Raw genomic sequence first — 17,688 nt, forward strand, 5'->3', positions numbered from 1 at the left:
ATGGTTTATTTGAAAGGTCGTGACGTGATTAGCGGTCAGGAAGGTACCGCTTTTATTCACGTCGATGGCAAAAATGAATTCATGTTCTATGTAAAGGAACTTGAAGCGACAGTTAAGAAAAACAAAGAAGAAGTTCGTACTTTGAACTATCGTGGCACGCAAGTGAAAGCGACTGGTTTCAAGGGCGAGGGCAAGATGACAATCTACGGTGTCACTTCAACATTCAAGGAAATGATGTTGGACTACATGAAGAATGGTCGTGATACATTCTTTGATATTCAAGTAACAAATAACGACTCTACTAGTTCAATCGGTCGTCAAACAACTATCTTGCGTGAATGTAACCTTGATGAAGTTGTAATGGGACAATTGAAAGTTGAAGATGATTTCTTGGAAGAAGAAGTCAACTTTACTTTCGAAGATGTGGATATTTTAGAAAAATTCGGTGCGCCTAAATTAGGTTAGAAAGAGGATAGATAAATGGCAATTTCAGACTTTTTACTAGAAAACGTTCAACGAGATGAAACTAAAGAAGTGACAATGGAACGTTTCAAATCTCCTTTTGTCATTCGTAGTATTGACGAAAGTTTAAACGATACATTGAAGAAACGTGCAACAATCAAGAAGAAAAATCGTCAAGGTGTGACTATTCCTGAGTTTAACAATGAAAGATACATTGACTCATTGATGGTAGCCTGCGTTGTTACCCCAGACTTAAAAGATGCTCAACTACAAGAGTCTTATCACACAGTTGGAGATGAAGCAGCAACCTTGAAAACTATGTTGAAGATTGGGGAATACAATCGACTTATGCAAGAAATCCAGTCGCTGAACGGCTTTGATGAAGATATCAATGATCTTGTCGAAGAAGCAAAAAACGACTAGAGGACGGGGACGCAGAGTTGAGTTATGCTTACTACTGTTTGCATCAATTCAACTGGACTCCGTCCTTTTTGGATAGCTTATCTAAACGTGAGAAAGCCTTGATTTTTGCCTTTATCGATATCCGAGTAGAGGCAGAAGAAAAGGAACACAAAGAAATGGAAAGAAAAAGCAGAGGAAGGAGGAGACGGTAGAAGATGGCTACATTAATGCAAACACTAGCGCTTAGAGATAATTTCTCAAGCCCTTTAAATCGAATTAATAGCACAATCAACAGGACTATTGCTAAGTTCGGCGAGTTGGATAGACGTGTCAAGAATATGACGCAGACTGCAACGATTAAAGTCAAAGCAGATATGCCTAAGAATTTTACTGCGCCTAAAGCTACTAGCCCTGTAGCGCCTAAAATGGCGCCACCTATCGCTCCCAAACTTCCTTCGACTGGGCCTCTTGTTGGTGGCTTAGGCGCTGCTACATCCATGCTTGGTCGAATGACTTCTATTTCTCGTGCTTTGAATTTCATGGTTGCTATTCAAGCTTTGAGGCAAATGGCCAATTTAATGAGTGGTCTGATTAAGTCAGGCGATGATTATATTCAGACTATGGCAAGGCTTAAGACGATAGAAGATGGATCTAAGACAGGCCAAGAACTTCAAGATAGCATCATGGCAGCAGCACAGCGCTCAAGGACTGGCTTCGGTATCATGGCAGACTCAGTGGCTAAACTACGCTCACAAGCTGGAGAAGCCTTTAAAAGCAATGATGAAGCTATTGCATTCGCTGAACAGTTGAACAAACTGTATAAAATCGGTGGTGCAAGCTTAGAGCAACAAAAAGCAGGGACGCTTCAAATCACACAGGCGCTTGCTTCAGGGGTTCTTCGTGGTGATGAGTTTAACTCTATGATGGAGAACGCTCCTCTTGTTGCCCAAAAACTAGCTAGACACCTTGGTGTCAGCGTTGGTCAACTGAGGGGAATGGCTAAAGATGGTCAGTTAACTGGAGATATCCTTAAGGACGCTTTGCTTGGTTCAGCAGTTGAAACAAACGCTGAATTTGCGAAAATGCCGATGACCTTTGCTGATATGATGACTCAGGTTGGTAACGTTGCCTCATACGCATTTCAGCCTTTAATTCAAGCGTGGCAAGAGTTCATAAACAGTACCGCTGGACAAAACTTCATGGCAGGTTTAGAGACCGCTATGTTTGCGATTGGCCAGATCGCTTTATGGCTCTTTAATCTCTTTGTTGCAGGTTGGAACTGGGTGACTGAGAACATTAACTTTGTAATTACTGCTTTGATGATGGTCGCAACTGTAGCTACCATAGTAGGTATTGCTATATTTATAGCAGGTATGATTGCACAGGCTCCATGGGCGTTAGTCTATTTAGTTATGATTGGCATTATTGCCGTCGCTCTCTTAATTGCTACAGCTCTAAACGCTATGGGAATTTCATTCTTAGACGTTGCAGCTGCTATCGTTGCAGCCTTTGTCTTTGTCGGAACGGTAGTTTATGACATCATTATGTTCGTCATCAATCTCGTCATGTATATGATTGCACCGATTGTAAACCTCTTCATAGCCATTTACAACATTGCTTTAGCAGTTGCAGAATTTTTGAGAAATGTCTTTAAGCACCCGATTTATTCCATCAGAAAGTTATTTTATAATCTTGTTCGAACTATATTAGATTATTTTGCTACGTTTGTTGATGGGGTAGTCAATGTGGCGCAATCTATCGGTAATGCTTTTATAGCAGGTGCCAATATGGCTATTAAAGCTATCAACTGGATCATTGACGCTTTAAATAAAATACCAGGAGTGAATCTAGGAAAAGTTGGCGAAATGGGCTACATGTCTAATGACGGTAGTTTTGCCAATGGTATTCGTGCGATGGGAGAGATGTTTAATCCAGGAGAGGCTCCTGATGATTATGAATCTTTTGATGGCATGCGTGCTAACATGATAACTCCAGGTGGTTTGTGGGATGGGATGGCAAATCCTTTCTCAACTGCTGGTAATGCTTTTAGTGGTACTAAGGCTTTTGGTCAAGGTATTAGTGATGCTATGCAAGGCTTCGCTGATAAGATGAAGGGGCAAGACGAACTTGCTTCTAAATTTGACCAAATGAACCAAACACCAGCAGGAGCAGGTGCTCCGGAAGGTGGCGGTGGCAAAGGCCTTGGCGACAAGCTGGGCAAAGGCAAAAACATTGGTAACGTCGGTAAGATTGAAGATGAAGTCAAGCTGAAAGACGAAGATATCAAGATGATGCGTGATGTTGCAGAACGTAAGTACATCATTGATTACCAAGTTTTAACGCCTCAAGTTAGTGTTAAATATGAGTCTAAAAATAGCGCTACTGAACAGGATATCGATGATTTGGTTGGCAGAATTGAAGAAAAGATTGTCGGTTTGGTCGATAGCGACCTAGGAATTGCGTAGGAGGTAGAAAGAAATGGCGATTGGTATTTTCGTAGAGTACAAAGGTCAAGTCACACAACTTCCTGTCAATCCAGAAGAACTGAAAACGAAGAATATTGCCAATAACGAGTCAACAACGAGTATTGCGCTAGGAGAAATAACCCAGATGAGTTTTCCTAAACTCTCTGAGGTTACTTTCACTTCATTCTTCCCTCGAGACACTTTCCGCTCTTATGTCCTTAATAAATCAGGAACGCCTGAAACCTATGTCCGACTCTTAAAGAAAATCATGGACGGGAAAGAACCTTGTCGCTTGATTATCTCTGGTGTGGGTATCAATATGCTTGCGACAGTTGAAAGTTTTGAGCAACAAAGAAAAGCTGGTATTCATGAGGATGTTTATTACGACATCACATTCAAAGAGTACAAGATGGCCAAGGCTCGGTTTGTAAAAATCGAAAAGAAGGTATCAGAGGAGAAGAAAGCTAGTCAACCTCAGAAAGAACAAGCTCCCTCGACTAAGAAAGAAGTAACTATCGGTGCAAAGGTGCTCGTCAATGGGCAGCTGCATAGAGATAGCTACGGAGAAGGGCCTGGTCAAACTGAGTCAAACGCAACTAGACTTGTCAATTATATCAATATGAAAGGGTCGCATCCTTATCACGTTACCATGTTGAATGGTGGTTGGCGTGGTTGGGTTACTGCTGATTCGGTACAAGTCCTATGATGGAATTTCTGATTCAAGATGTGAATGACGGTAAAGTCTTTGATATCACTGAGTTGGTCGGAGGTGTCAAATGGGAAACTAGCATTGATTTTCAGCCGGGAAAACTTGAGTTTGATATGATCATAGACTCGCAGGTTGCTTGTAACTTTGGGGATGTTATCCGCTTCAAAGTAGATGATAAGGGCATTTTTTACGGAAAAGTTTTCAAGAAAAAGCGAAAATCAGCTAAGAAATGGTCGGTTACTGCTTATGACAGAATGAGGTACCTGAAAAACACTGACACAATCGTGTTTGAAGCCTCTAAAAGTCATGAAATCTTCAGTAAGATTTGCGAAATATCAGAACTTGAGTACAAAGTTGTTGATGAAGGTAACTGGACGTGTCCGGAGAAAATCGAAGATAAGAAAACTTATTTTGCTATGATCCAGAACGCCTTGGACTTAACGTTGATTCATGGTGGTATGTGGTACATCATCAGAGATAACTTCGGTACAGTCGAGCATATAGCCTTAAATTCGCTGATTACTGACTTAGTGATTGGTGATGATAGCGTAGCTACAGACTTTGACTATGAAGGCTCTATCGATGACAGTTACAACTATGTGAAGCTGACTAAAGACAACAAGCAGAGTAAGAAGCGTGAAGTTTACGTTGTGAAAGACTCTAAAAATGTGGCTCTTTGGGGCAAGTTGCAGTACCACGAAAAAGTGGATGAAAAGATGAATGAGAGTCAGATTCAACAAAAGGCTGAACTCTTATTGAAAGCTAAGAATCATCCTAAAAAGACTTTTAAAGTTCCTTGTTTAGGACATCTTGGAATCAGTGCAGGCAACAGTGTTGTACTGGATTTTGCTGATTTAGAGTCTGAAGGGATTAAGAAGAACAGTCTTGGCATCATCTCTAAATGTACCCACAAGTGGGACAAGGTGCATACAATGGATTTAGAATTGAGGACGCTGGAATAATGGCAGGAGAGTTATTAGCACGCCTTTTGGCGCAAGGAGTAGATGATGGGACAGACAGAACAGACATTGTTTTTGGTTCTGTCACATCTGTTTCTCCTCTGACAATCAAGGTTAATAATAAACTTGAAATCCCAGAGTCTTTTTTAGTTTTAAGTCCGATGGTTAAAGAACTACGTACTGGAGATACTGAAGGGGACAACAAGAGATGGATTGTTTTTCGTAATCTTGAAGCAGGAGACAAAGTCTTAATGATTAAAGCTCAGAATGGGCAATTATACTACGTTTTACAAAGGATGGAGTGAAGATGGTAGATATACGAAACATTGAAGAAGTTGTTTTGCCATCCTACACTTATCAAGTGAAAAATGGCAGAATACACGGATATATTGACGGCTTAGAAGCCATGAGGCAAGCAGTTGAAAAGATTTTGCTTACAGAACGGTTTGAGTGGGTTATTTACTCTTCAAACTACGGAGTAGAATTGGAGCGCTTGATTGGAAAACCTTATGATTTTGTAAAAGCTGACCTTGAGAGAACAATTTCTCAAGCCTTGTTAGTTGATACAAGAATTAAAAGTGTCCAAAATTTCTTCATCGAGCAACAAACTAAAGACAGTTTGCTTTGTGTCTTTGAAGTCCATACTATATCCGGTTTGTTTAAAGTCGAAAAGGAGGTGACGCTGATTAATGATAGGTGATTTCTTAGAAAAATACACGTTTGATTATCTGATGAATGACGCTCTTTCTCGTGTCAATGAAAATATTGATACACGGGAAGGTTCTATCATCTATGACGCATTGGCGCCTGCTTGTTATGAGTTAGCTGGTTTTTATTTGCAGTTGAAAAATCTACTGCTAGATACATTTCCACAGACTGCTATTGGCCAATACCTAGACTACAAGGTTGAAGAGTTCGGTCTACATCGTTATCCGTCAAAAAAAGCGGTACGCTTTGCGGAGTTTAAAAACGAGAGAAAAAAAGGTATACAAATCGCTTTAGGCTCTCGTTTTGCGACTCTTGATGAAGCTGCAATCATCTACAAGGTTGTTCGTGCCACAGATGTAGTAGGCAAGTATGAAGTAGAGTGTGAGACAAGCGGCGTTGTCGGTAACCGCTATTACGGCAATATCTTGCCCTTGGAGAACTACAGAAACCTCGCTACAGCAGTCTTAGGAGAAATTGTTACATCCGGTCAAGATGAAGAAACTGACGATGACTTGCGGAAGCGTTTCTTGATTTACGTCAATGAGAAGCCGTTTGGCGGTAATTTCATTGAGTACGTTCAGCGTGTCCGTGAAATTGACGGAGTTGGTGCAGTTCAGGTTTATCCAGTTTGGAATGGCTCAGGAACGGTTAAAGTAGTTATTTTAGACAACGACTTAAATTTGGCATCTACTGAGACAATTAAGAAGGTGCAAAATGTTCTGGATCCACTTGAATATACTGGAAAAGGAGTTGGACTTGCTCCTATCAATCACCGTGTGACGGTTACGACTGCGACACGCTTCCCGATTGATATTGAGTTTAAACTTGAGTTGATGACAGGATATCAGCTAAATCAAGTAAAAGAACTGGTAGACAAGGCTCTAGACCAGTATTTCTTAGACTTGAGAAAGAACTGGGCGCAATACTCAGATGTCAACACCTATAGCATGAAAATCTATCGCTCGCAGTTAATGGCCAAGTTACTTACTATTAACGGCGTCGCAAACGTTGATAAGATGAAATTGAACAATCGTGAAGCTGATCTAGCGCTTGTTTTCACAGGGCAATTACAACAATTGCCGTATAAAGGAACAGTGAGGGTTGTTTAATGGCAAAAGAAGTAAACTTATCTGAATACGTTCCAAATTACTATGAGGGCGTCAAGGATATGAAAGAGCTGGTTAAGGTTGAAAATGCTCTATTTAAAGATGGAACTATCTCGTTAGAGCAGTTTATCAAGAATCAGTTCATTATGTATTGTGATGTTCCTACGTTGACGAAATTTGAAGAAGTATACGATATTGTTGCCCACCCAACCGATACGTTGGAGTGGAGAAGAGAACGTGTCTTGTTGCGGATCAATATGAGACCACCATTTTCTTGGTGGTTTTTAATTCGCAAATTGGACGACCTTTTCGGCAAAGGGAAGTACAAGGCTTCAGTAGATTTCGCTAATCAGGTCTTACTGATTGAGTCTGGTGCAGAAACGAGCGGACTTTTCAGAGAGTCTGTTGTTTTTATCAACGCAATCAAACCAGCGAACATGGTATATACGCATATTCCAACAGTAACTGAACGAGTCAAGCTGAAAGAACGGCTATTTAAGACCTCGGTAGACTTTGCTAGAGTTGGTTATGCAGTTGTAGGGGTGACAGCTCTTGAATACGAAGGAGCAGAAGAAGAGGTTATATTTAGTGATTAAAGAAACATTATTTACCTTGATTACTGATACTGTATTAGCTAAAATAAGCAAAGCTAGATTAAATAGCAATCAAGTTGTCTCAATCCAAAAAAGACGGGATAGGCAATTTGTTTTTGTAGAGTTTTTAATACCCGATTCGGTAAGAGAGGTTACGAAAGTGGAGTTGTTAGATGCGTCAGACATTGTTCTATCAGTGATAGAAGTGTACGTTCCGATTGAAACAACGACACGGTTCAAGTATAAATTGGAGGTGCTAACAGATGGTTAAAACTTGGAGATCAAGGGATATCATTGGAGCAGAGGATGCGCAACGTTGGGAAAACAAAGCTGACGCAACCCATCGCCACAAAGTATCTGATATTGATGGCCTTGAAGCTATCATCGGTAATCAAACAACAAATAAAGCGAATCAGGCAGACCTAACTGGTCACGTCAACAACCGAAACAACCCACACGGTGTCACTAAGCAACAGGTGGGACTAGGGAATGTCACGAATGTTGAGCAAGCAAGTAAGCAAGATCTTCAAAATCACTTAAACAATCATAACAACCCTCACGGTGTCACAAAGACACAGGTAGGATTGGGTAATGTCACGAATGTGGAACAGGCTAGTAAGCAGGAGTTCAACGCTCATACTACTAATCGAAAGAATCCGCATAGTGTGACGAAAGAGCAAGTCGGTCTAGCAAATGTGACGAACGTGGAACAAGCCAGCAAGACCGATTTTGACGCTCACGCAAGAGATACGACTAAACACATTACTCAACAAGAGAGAACCTCTTGGAATGGTAAGGCAGATAGTCGTGCATTGACAGACCACACAGGGAACCGCAACAACCCTCACGGTGTTACAAAGTCTCAAGTCGGTCTAGGGAATGTCACGAATGTTGAACAAGCGAGTAAGAGTGAGTTTAATTCTCATTCGCAAAATTCGACTATTCACGTATCGAGCGTGGATAAGAATAGATGGAATAATGCTCAACTAACCAAGCTGACGAATGACAATGGCAGTGCTAAGACCGCTACAGGAAACTGGGATAGCTATGTTGAATCAGGCATGTATACAGGAGCAGGGCTGACGAATTCACCAAAAGGTTCACGTTCTCCGCTCTATGTGACTGTAACCAAAATCGACGGCCAGAACGTCATGCAGCAGGCAGTAGATAACATGAATACATTTACTGCGGTTAGAACCAAAGTGAATGGCGTTTGGGGAAGCTGGCAGGTGTTGCCCAGGCTGGATATGAGAGTCATTCCTTTGGAATTTGAGAGTGGTGTAAGACCATCTAGGTTCGCTCTTGAAGGCGATAATAAAATTTATGTCATTGGTAATGTCGTAATTTTGAAATATGCAATTGACGGAAATTCGCTAGAAAATGCTCCAAATAATAATTCGATGTACGACAAAAAAATCTTTAGAATCCCCACATCTCTTTTGCCTGCGAAGCGTGGTGGCGAAACAGAATCGTTGCCAGCGCTTTATGGTAAATCCGACATGGTTGTATCTCAATACAAAAACAATTCTCCTGCAGGTTCATTCTTTGCTTCAGAAGTGTTTTTTAATCACAAAGATGGCTTGTGTCATACAACACCACCGATACCTCCGTACCAGAATTACTGCAATATTTTTATGTGGATTAAGAAATAAATTATAGAAAGAAGTAAATAACATGGAATTTTTAGTAGAAAACAAACTTTTTAGAGTTGACAAAACAGTAGTAACTATCCGTAAAGAACAACCTTTCACGTATTACACTCGTGAGCTTGACGGAGACCGACTAGGTGACTCTGATGAAAAAATCATTCAAGCAGTCCTAGAGCAAGTCCATGCAGAGCTTGACCCAACGAGTGCTATTGTTCAAGCGCAAGCGAAGCTGCAAGAAAATCAGGCTAAACTTCAAGAAACTGAACAAAAACTGGCTGAGACAGAAGCCAAACAGACGGCTACAGACCAAGAAGTTAAGCATAATAAAGCTGAAACAGACCGCTATGGTAAAATCATCCATGCGGTCGTTTTAAATGCCGTAGCAGGCAAGACAATCGCTTATGGAACAAACTACAAGGAATTGGTAGAGTTGATTCCACTCGCTGAAGTCGGTAAACGCTACATGGCACATGACTTGATTACCCTTGAAGACCCAACACACGTTGAAGTGGACGGCGAAGGAAAGCGTATCTTGGTTCAGTTGAACAAGGAATTCACTTATAGCGGTGAACCTGTCAGCGATTTCGCTCGTAATGGTCGTCTTGAAATGGATGGAACAGGCGCAGCGTGGAAGTACGAACCTCAAGAAACGACTGTCGCACCAGCAGCTGCAGTTTCTACGACAGCTACCGTAACTCCTACAGCAACAGAACCTTCTGCTACAACAGTTGCACCTAACCAATAATGGAGGTGTTTATGGCAGAATTTGAACGTTTAATTGTCCAAATTTTTCTCTCTCTCATTCCTGTTGTCGGACTTTATTTCTCGATGAAAGACCGAGCGACCAAACAAGAGAATCGTCTCACGGTTTTAGAGAAAGACATCGAGAATCTGCATGAATTCAAGATGTCTGCAAACAAACGACTAGATAACCACGATGAACAAAACAAGGCTATCTTAGTCCTTGCGGAACAAGTTAAGTCGTTAGGTGAAGATGTGAGAGAGTTGAAAACGTTGATTCAGAGTAAAAGCTAAGAAAGGGGCGCAGAATGGGTTGTAACAACCGCAAAGTTAATACAACCAATTTGGCTCGGATTGATGGTGGCGACCTTATTAAGCAAGGGGATTTGTCTTCCACCTTTGGGTTTGAGTTGTTAGACGAGAATTATCGTGTCATGACCTTGTTTGAGGGTCAAGATGCGGTTATTACTCTAACAAAGGGACAACGTAGGTGGAAGACAACTGCTCCCGTCACTAGCCATTCTGTCAATTTTAATTTAGATAGTATTTTACCAAGCGGAAAATATCGAGTGGAAATCTCGGTTGGAGGGTATATCTTCCCAAGTGATAGAGATACTTATATTGAAATTGAAGACTCAGACAAGGAATTGGTTACGGAAGATATCTATAAATTAAAGGAATTAGATATCGTTGAAGAAGTTAAGAAACAGCTTGCAGAACGACATGTAAGCGAAGGTGGAGCATGTCAGGAAATTCCTGATTTGCTCACATACTATAATCTTGGAAAGGTATAGAAAATTATGGATACAAGTAAATGGATTGCATTCGCTCAAGCGTTGGGAGTTGATTACAAATCGCTGAAGCAGTTAATCGATACAAAGATTGACAATGCTACGTTAACGCAAGCTATTGAGCAGGCAAAAACAGCAGTTAAGAACGATCTTTTAGGTGATGGGGTACCTGAAAACCTCAATACGCTTAAAGAGCTCGCTGAGGAAATCGCTAAATTGAGCGGTAGCACTGAAGGCGCAGTGGTTCAAAAACTAGCCGACCTCGGTCGTCGTATTGACGAATTTGCCAACCTTGACCTGGTAGCAACGTATAATGCAGCGAAAGCGTGATTGCTATGAGCAATTTTGAGGAATTTGCTCAAGCAGTCGGTCGGGATGTTAAAACTCTGAATCAAAGGCCTGAACCAAGGCTGACATTAACAGGAAATACCCTCGGCATTGTCGGGGGTAATAATGTCACTCTACCTTTACCAGAGAATGTAGGCCATGAAATCCGTGGTACAGGCTCACCAGAAGGCCGTATTGTGGCGGACATTGGGACTACTTACGTAGATATCAATGTCACAAACGGTGCTCTGAAATGGATAAAAGAGAAAGGTAGTAACAACACTGGTTGGCGTGTCTTGATTGGTGATACAGGTTGGAGGACGTTAAGCAGTGTCTCTAGAGCAGGCAACTCGTTCATCAAAATACGAAGAGTTAACAACTTAGTTACTTATCAATTCGGGGGCTTGCAGTGGGGTTGGTTTGGAGTAGGCAGACGGAATGGACCTGGATTTGTAAGACATAATAGTAGTGGAGATAAAGGGGCTAAAGTTGTTGTTCCTAACGGTATTCCAGAAGGCTTTAGAAGCGAAAATTCACTTGTAGGACCAACTTATGACGATAAGGGTAGACCTTATGGAATTTGGTATTTAGGCGGTAAATCTGACTTAAATTTCATTCAATTCACATTTAACGAAGACATCCCAACCAACAGAGATATTGGAGATATCCGTGTAAGTGCTATCTCTTACTTAACCGATGAGCCTTGGCCGACAACATTGCCATAATAGAAAGGAAAGCAATATGATTAACTGGAAATTACGACTAGAAAATAAATACTTTTGGCTGACTGCAATCCCAGCCTTCTTGCTTGTCTTGCAAGCTGCTGCAGCAGTCTTTGGATATCATCTGGATTTGGGTGATATCGGCAACAAGCTGATTTTGCTTGTTAATGCAGTCTTCGTGTTCTTGACTGCTATCGGTTTGGTCAACGACCCAACGACTAGCGGAATAACAGACAGCACACGAGCGCTAGACTATAAGAAACCAAGTGAGGAGTAGGTATGTCTAAAAAACAGGAAATGATTCAATTCTTCATCGATAAAGCTAATGCTGGCGATGGAGTGGATAATGATGGAATGTACGGAGCTTAAGCGAATGGGCTCGTAACCTCGAGAATTGCTGGAACCTCCTTAGAGCTATGAGGCTACAACGTAACTGGTAACAGTAAGCGTGAATGCTTAAAAACTTCATAGATTGGAAAATCAGCAGCCGAGCCTCTATGGTAACAGTAGAGGAAGGTTCAACGACTAAGTGCTTGCAATCGCAAGACAGCACGAGGTATTTGTGGTATAATATAGTTAGACGAAACGAAAGGTTTAACTAATGCAGACGAAAGAGCATAAAGATGTTGGAAAAACATTTAATCATCTAAAAGTATTGGAAATATCAGGTAAAAATAAATACAATAAATTACTTGCTCTGTGTCAATGTAATTTGTGTGGAACAAAAAAAGCGATGGTGCTTACTGAGGTAAGAAACGGATATTCAAAATCGTGTGGTTGTTTGTCACGCATAACATCGTCTTCTAATTTTAAAAAACATGGAATGTCTGGTACAAAAGTTCACCGAGCGTGGAAAGGTATGAAACAGAGGTGCAATAATTCATCATATGATCACTACGAAAGATATGGCGGTCGGGGAATCACATACTCTAAAGAATGGGAAGAGTTTGAAAGGTTTTATGAAGATATGGGAGAACCTCCTGGTGAAAAATATCAATTAGATAGAATCGATAATGACGGAAATTATTGTAAAGAAAATTGCAGATGGGTTTTGCCTAAAGAAAATTGTAACAATAGAAGACAGTATAAAAACAAAACTGGATTTACAGGAGTCGTTGAAAATACCAGTAAAAAAGGGAGGTACTCTTCATATTACAACGTAAATAGGAAACACGTCTATGTAGGTAGCTTTAATTCACCAGAAGAAGCTTACAAAGCTAGAATTGAAGCTATAAAAAAATATAATCTCGAAAATAATGCTAATCTAAAATTTATTGAATTAGATGATTACCACAAATAAAGATATAGTCTCATCTCATATGAAAGTATGAGCTCGTTATAGAGGGAATACGTTATACATTCTTGGTTTGAAATAACCAAGAGGAGAGTCGTATTTTAAAGAAAATGCAATGTGCTGACGTACCTTGTTACGGGCTTCGTCATTGGTATGGTGTGACCCTTTGGGGCAATGCCTACGACTTGCTTGAGTCAGCACGTTCACAAGGCCTGAAAGTCGTGTATGATGTTGACTATCCAAAGGCTGGTTGGTTCTTCGTGAAATCATACGTAGCTGGCGACGGTGTCAACTACGGGCATACAGGTCTTGTCTATGAGGACTCAGACGGATATACCATCAAGACGATTGAGCAGAATATTGATGGCAATTGGGACTACCTTGAAGTAGGTGGCCCTTGTCGCTACAATGAGCGCTCTGTAAGTGAAATCGTTGGTTATATCGTGCCACCTGAAGAAGTCGAAATCGGCTGGCAACAGAACCAGTACGGTTGGTGGTGGGTTCGTGAAGACGGCTCATACCCAACTAACAAATGGGAGAAAATCAATGATGTTTGGTACTATTTCGATGATAAAGGCTTCATGAAGCGTAGTACCTGGTTGAACTACAAGGACGCTTGGTACTGGTTCACAGACTCAGGGTCTATGGCTACTGGCTGGGCTCGTATCAACAACGCTTGGTATTACTTCGATGAAGAAGGTAAGATGGTCACTGGCTGGATTAAGCATAAGCAGACATGGTACTACCTCGACCGTAAGAACGGAAACATGGTATCAAACGCCTTTATTCAGTCAGCCGACAAGACAGGCTGGTACTACCTCAAACCAGATGGAACACTGGCAGACAAGCCAGAGTTCACAGTTGAGCCAGAAGGCTTGATTACAACTAAATAATTTAAAAAATAAAATGAAAGGAAAACTTTTCTAAAATGTATTTCTACCCCACAGGACTCGTTCTTGTGGGGATTTTTTCGTTAAAAAGAGCAAGAAACATTGACTTTTTTAAAGAAAGATGTCATAATCAAGTTAATTCAAAAAAATATTATGGAGCGAGTAGGAGGAATTTGGTATGTTAAAAAATACAAAACAACCTCAATACTTTAAGTCTTTTTTACTTGGTATGACAGCAATTGTATTGCCTGTTTTTAGCTTTAACCAGAGCATTTCAAAAGTAAAAGCTGATACAGTCCCAGACTGGAAGAAAGTCAAAAGTGATTACAAGAAATCAACGATGGGCATTCAGAAAGAGGTAATGAAATTTGGATACCGAGAATAAAGATTTGATTGAAGTCAATAATATTGTTGATGAAGTCGAGCGCTTACCACATGAACAGCGTCAAGTAGTTCTGCAGAAGTTGGAAATCTATCAAGGTGATCTACCACATCCAGATATCCTCAAAGGGTATCAAGAGCTATATCCTGATGCTGCACAAAAGATTATTGATAATGGTATTGCAGAAAGCCAACATCGTAGAGAGATGGAAGATAAATACTTATCAGGGAATATCTCTTCTCATAAATTGGGACAGTTATTCGGCTTTTTAATCGCCCTCGTTGTTATTATCGGTGGAATTTACTTAATAGCGACAGATAAACAAGTTGCAGGTAGTGTTTTAACTGGAACTACTGCACTAGGGCTAATTGGTTTGTTTACAGGGAATAATCAAAATAAAAACAAAGACAAAGAATAGGTCTTTCACCGCAGGCTCAGGCTTGCGGTTTTTTTGTTTGACAAAATTCAAAAAATGTGCAAAAATAAGTAGAATTGAAAACAGGAAAAATCTACCTCCTTTCGATTCGCCCAGCCTTTTCTTGAGGCAATGAGGGGGCGGAGAGACGCGCTCGTCAACAGAAGTATCTCATTGGAAATGTTGCTCACTTTTTAGTGAGCTTTTTATCTAAGGAATAGGAATGAAAAGTAAGAAGTTAAAATTAGGTCAAATTGATTTAGAAATGTGCAAGGATTACGACCTTATTCAAGCGATGGATTATGACTTTAAGACAAAGGAAGTAATGAATAAAGGAAGGGGATTTGCGGTAACTGTTGTCAAAATACAGGGGCTAACTTTCTTGATTCCATTTAGAAGTTACATTCCTAAAAAGTATCAGTTGAAGTATAAACTTAGAAATTCGGCAAAAGAAGGATATGTTGAAGGATTAGATATTGGTAAAACATTGATTTTAGAAGATAAAAGTTATTTACTGAATACAACTTTCCGCCTTCGGAAAATCGAAGATTATTATAAAGTAATGGACAATGATAAGGTCATAATTAATAAGTTGGTAAAAGCAATTATAGACTATAACCATGCTTTGGAAATAAATGATAGAAATAAACTTGAAGATCCTAAACGTTTTAAATTCTCAACATTTCAGAATTATTCTACTAGATTAAAAGTAATTACAGAAAAAGACTATTTAGAATAGATGATGTTTCCGCAGGTCGTTTGGCTTGCGTTTTTTTATTGTTCAAAAACACGCATTTTGAACGATTAGAAACAGAAATTATAATCCTATTGTTCAAAAAATCGCTTTCTTGAAGGATAGGAAGGAGGAATGGCAGGGTATTATTGTCAAAAATGCCATTTTGTTAATAATGCCTTCTTTTTCTTTTTTGATTATTGTCAAAAACGGTGTTTTGTTAAAATCAATATTTTTGCTGAAGGTTTTTTGAAATCTAAATAGGAATTTGTGGTATAATGCAAGTAGATTTTAATACAGTATTGAGCCGTGATTTTAGCCAATTTTTGGAAAAGCAGACCCTAAAACAGACCCTAAAATCGCTACGAGTTGATTTAATAAGGTTTTTGAGACTCCCACCGGCTCCATTGATAATTTACATTGTTTTGTAAATCTTTCTAAAACGTTGTTTTTACAACGTTTTTTATTTTATTCTTTGGTATTCTTTTGCAAAAAAAGAATACAACATTTTGTTGTATCCTAAATATTAAATCAAGTCCTGAATTTTCTTAAGTTTTTATCATATTTTCTGTTATAATTAAGGTGCCTTAAGAAAAATAATGAAAAAACTAAATGTTTTTCATATAGTTTTCATTTTTGTGTTATAATTAAGGTGCCTTAAGAAAAATATTAAGGTACCTTAAGAAAAATAATGAAAAAACTAAATGTTTTTCATATAGTTTTCATTGTTTTAATAGTTTAAAGTCAATCTTATTTTTCTCTAATAGAAAATAATGAAAAAGTAGGTTTAGAAAGAGGTAAGTATCTATGTCTTCTCATAAAAAAGTGTCACTCTCTGAGATTAATCAATCTATCGATACTCCAAATAACAATCATTTCTGGCAAAATTTAAATGCCTTTTTAGGCCCGGGTGCTCTTGTCGCAGTTGGTTATATGGATCCAGGAAACTGGATTACCAGTGTAGTCGGTGGTGCTTCCTATAAGTATAGTCTCTTGTTTGTTATCTTGATTTCATCTCTCATTGCCATGCAACTTCAGCAGATGGCAGGAAAGCTTGGTATTGTAACCCAGATGGACCTGGCTCAAGCAACGGCTCATCATTCACCTAAATGGCTTCGTTATAGTCTATGGGTGATTTTAGAATTAGCCTTGATGGCGACAGATCTGGCAGAAGTTCTAGGTTCAGCGATTGCTCTCAATCTTCTCTTTAAGATTCCGATTATGATAGCAATTCTCTTGACCGTGTTGGATGTTTTTCTCTTATTGCTTCTGATGAAATTTGGCTTTAAGAAGATTGAAGCTATTGTGACAACACTGATTTTAACCATTCTAGCAATTTTTACCTATCTGGTAGCTTTGTCACATCCAAGCTTCCAAGGAATCGTTGAGGGTTATCTACCGAATGCAACCTTATTTGAAAGTCCCTTGCCAGGGCATGAAAGTCAATTAACCTTGGCACTAGGGATCGTGGGAGCAACGGTTATGCCCCATAACCTCTATTTGCATTCTTCCTTGTCACAAACTCGGAAAATCAATCACAAGGACAAGAATGATGTTCGAAAAGCCGTGCGCTTTATGACCTGGGATTCAAATCTCCAATTATCCTTGGCCTTTGTGGTTAACTCCCTTCTATTAATTCTCGGGGCGGCTCTCTTTTTCGGCCATGCATCTGAGATTTCTGCCTTCTCTCAAATGTATAATGCCTTGCAGGATTCTACTATTGCAGGAGCTATAGCTAGCTCGACCTTATCAACCTTGTTTGCCTTGGCTTTATTAGCCAGTGGTCAAAATTCGACAATTACGGGTACCTTGACTGGACAAATCGTTATGGAAGGTTTCTTGCATATGAGATTACCTCAATGGTTCATTCGTTTGGCAACTCGTCTCTTTGCCTTGTTGCCTGTCATGATTGTAGCGGTTCTGTTTGGTCATCAGGAAAAAACATTGGATCAGTTATTGGTTTATTCACAAGTCTTTCTTTCGATTGCTCTTCCATTTTCAATCTTCCCACTGATTTATCTAACTTCTAAGAAATCACTGATGGGAGAATTTACCAATGCCAAATGGAATACCATCCTTGGCTATATCGTTTCCATTATCTTAACAATTCTCAATGTGAAATTGTTATTTGATATTTTCTAAGAAATTCACCCGAGTTATAAAACAAGCATATAAGAAAAAAGATACCCAAGATTTCTGTACTGCACCCCAAAAGTTAGACAGAAAAAATCTAACTTTTGGGGTGTTTTATTATGAAATTGAGTTATGATGATAAAGTTCAGATCTATGAACTTAGAAAACAAGGATATAGCTTAGAGAAGCTTTCAAATAAATTTGGGA

At 39.6% G+C, this 17,688-nt stretch carries 22 protein-coding genes and 2 pseudogenes; all 24 read left to right on the forward strand.

The genetic code is table 11. The features are described from left to right. Entirely contained in the window at positions 1–465 is a 465-nt protein-coding gene (locus tag M1G12_RS08090; RefSeq protein ID WP_247949711.1) for a phage tail tube protein, read from the forward strand. Positions 466–480: 15 nt separating this feature from the next. Further along, complete coding sequence (locus tag M1G12_RS08095; RefSeq protein ID WP_247949712.1) at positions 481–885, forward strand: phage tail assembly chaperone; 405 nt, start codon at positions 481–483, stop codon at positions 883–885. Positions 886–1,079: 194 nt separating this feature from the next. After that, entirely contained in the window at positions 1,080–3,329 is a 2,250-nt protein-coding gene (locus M1G12_RS08100; RefSeq protein WP_247949713.1) for a tape measure protein, read from the forward strand. Between the two features lie 13 nt (positions 3,330–3,342). Next, positions 3,343–4,035, forward strand: a complete 693-nt coding sequence (locus tag M1G12_RS08105) for a phage baseplate protein (protein WP_247949714.1) — start codon at positions 3,343–3,345, stop codon at positions 4,033–4,035. Further along, positions 4,035–5,000 (forward strand): XkdQ/YqbQ family protein, encoded by a 966-nt coding sequence (locus M1G12_RS08110; protein ID WP_230529166.1) that lies wholly within the window; start codon positions 4,035–4,037, stop codon positions 4,998–5,000. The genes M1G12_RS08105 and M1G12_RS08110 overlap by 1 nt, the downstream gene beginning before the upstream one ends. Continuing rightward, on the forward strand, positions 5,000–5,302 hold the full coding sequence (locus tag M1G12_RS08115) for a DUF2577 domain-containing protein (protein ID WP_247949715.1): 303 nt from the start codon (positions 5,000–5,002) through the stop codon (positions 5,300–5,302). Before M1G12_RS08110 ends, M1G12_RS08115 begins: the two co-directional genes overlap by 1 nt. Positions 5,303–5,304: 2 nt before the next feature. Further along, positions 5,305–5,697 carry a DUF2634 domain-containing protein gene (locus tag M1G12_RS08120; RefSeq protein WP_023948079.1) on the forward strand — a complete coding sequence of 131 codons (393 nt, stop codon included), beginning with the start codon at positions 5,305–5,307 and terminating at the stop codon, positions 5,695–5,697. Beyond that, complete coding sequence (locus M1G12_RS08125; RefSeq protein ID WP_247949716.1) at positions 5,687–6,814, forward strand: baseplate J/gp47 family protein; 1,128 nt, start codon at positions 5,687–5,689, stop codon at positions 6,812–6,814. The genes M1G12_RS08120 and M1G12_RS08125 overlap by 11 nt, the downstream gene beginning before the upstream one ends. Then, positions 6,814–7,407: a putative phage tail protein gene (locus M1G12_RS08130; protein ID WP_247949717.1), complete on the forward strand. Its 594-nt coding sequence runs from the start codon at positions 6,814–6,816 to the stop codon at positions 7,405–7,407. Before M1G12_RS08125 ends, M1G12_RS08130 begins: the two co-directional genes overlap by 1 nt. Then, positions 7,400–7,675 carry a hypothetical protein gene (locus M1G12_RS08135; RefSeq protein ID WP_247949718.1) on the forward strand — a complete coding sequence of 92 codons (276 nt, stop codon included), beginning with the start codon at positions 7,400–7,402 and terminating at the stop codon, positions 7,673–7,675. Before M1G12_RS08130 ends, M1G12_RS08135 begins: the two co-directional genes overlap by 8 nt. After that, entirely contained in the window at positions 7,668–9,056 is a 1,389-nt protein-coding gene (locus M1G12_RS08140) for a pyocin knob domain-containing protein (RefSeq protein ID WP_247949719.1), read from the forward strand. Before M1G12_RS08135 ends, M1G12_RS08140 begins: the two co-directional genes overlap by 8 nt. Positions 9,057–9,078: 22 nt before the next feature. Next, the gene (locus M1G12_RS08145; protein ID WP_247949720.1) at positions 9,079–9,798 is read left to right on the forward strand and encodes a hypothetical protein; all 720 of its coding nucleotides are present in this window, start codon (positions 9,079–9,081) and stop codon (positions 9,796–9,798) included. A gap of 11 nt (positions 9,799–9,809) precedes the next feature. After that, entirely contained in the window at positions 9,810–10,088 is a 279-nt protein-coding gene (locus M1G12_RS08150; RefSeq protein WP_084865360.1) for a DUF7365 family protein, read from the forward strand. A 14-nt stretch (positions 10,089–10,102) separates the two neighbouring features. Further along, a complete protein-coding gene (locus M1G12_RS08155; protein WP_247949721.1) occupies positions 10,103–10,588 on the forward strand; it encodes a hypothetical protein in 486 nt (161 codons plus the stop codon). A 6-nt stretch (positions 10,589–10,594) separates the two neighbouring features. Beyond that, positions 10,595–10,915: a hypothetical protein gene (locus M1G12_RS08160; RefSeq protein ID WP_247949722.1), complete on the forward strand. Its 321-nt coding sequence runs from the start codon at positions 10,595–10,597 to the stop codon at positions 10,913–10,915. Between the two features lie 5 nt (positions 10,916–10,920). Continuing rightward, positions 10,921–11,637: a hypothetical protein gene (locus M1G12_RS08165; protein ID WP_247949723.1), complete on the forward strand. Its 717-nt coding sequence runs from the start codon at positions 10,921–10,923 to the stop codon at positions 11,635–11,637. Positions 11,638–11,653: 16 nt separating this feature from the next. After that, positions 11,654–11,911 carry a phage holin gene (locus M1G12_RS08170; RefSeq protein WP_247949724.1) on the forward strand — a complete coding sequence of 86 codons (258 nt, stop codon included), beginning with the start codon at positions 11,654–11,656 and terminating at the stop codon, positions 11,909–11,911. A gap of 324 nt (positions 11,912–12,235) precedes the next feature. Then, positions 12,236–12,934: an AP2 domain-containing protein gene (locus M1G12_RS08175; RefSeq protein WP_247949725.1), complete on the forward strand. Its 699-nt coding sequence runs from the start codon at positions 12,236–12,238 to the stop codon at positions 12,932–12,934. 107 nt (positions 12,935–13,041) lie between these two features. Continuing rightward, positions 13,042–13,821: pseudogene (locus tag M1G12_RS08180) on the forward strand (CHAP domain-containing protein); the annotation flags it as partial. 175 nt (positions 13,822–13,996) lie between these two features. Then, positions 13,997–14,203 (forward strand): hypothetical protein, encoded by a 207-nt coding sequence (locus tag M1G12_RS08185; protein WP_084865372.1) that lies wholly within the window; start codon positions 13,997–13,999, stop codon positions 14,201–14,203. Beyond that, the gene (locus M1G12_RS08190) at positions 14,187–14,618 is read left to right on the forward strand and encodes a DUF2335 domain-containing protein (protein ID WP_084865374.1); all 432 of its coding nucleotides are present in this window, start codon (positions 14,187–14,189) and stop codon (positions 14,616–14,618) included. The genes M1G12_RS08185 and M1G12_RS08190 overlap by 17 nt, the downstream gene beginning before the upstream one ends. Before the next feature lie 220 nt (positions 14,619–14,838). Continuing rightward, a complete protein-coding gene (locus M1G12_RS08195) occupies positions 14,839–15,354 on the forward strand; it encodes a hypothetical protein (RefSeq protein WP_247949726.1) in 516 nt (171 codons plus the stop codon). Between the two features lie 801 nt (positions 15,355–16,155). Continuing rightward, a complete protein-coding gene (locus M1G12_RS08200) occupies positions 16,156–17,490 on the forward strand; it encodes an Nramp family divalent metal transporter (RefSeq protein WP_000094601.1) in 1,335 nt (444 codons plus the stop codon). Between the two features lie 110 nt (positions 17,491–17,600). Next, positions 17,601–17,688, forward strand: a pseudogene (locus M1G12_RS08205) (transposase); the annotation flags it as partial.

It is taken from the genome of Streptococcus mitis, assembly GCF_023110375.1.
Lineage (GTDB): Bacteria > Bacillota > Bacilli > Lactobacillales > Streptococcaceae > Streptococcus > Streptococcus mitis_CI.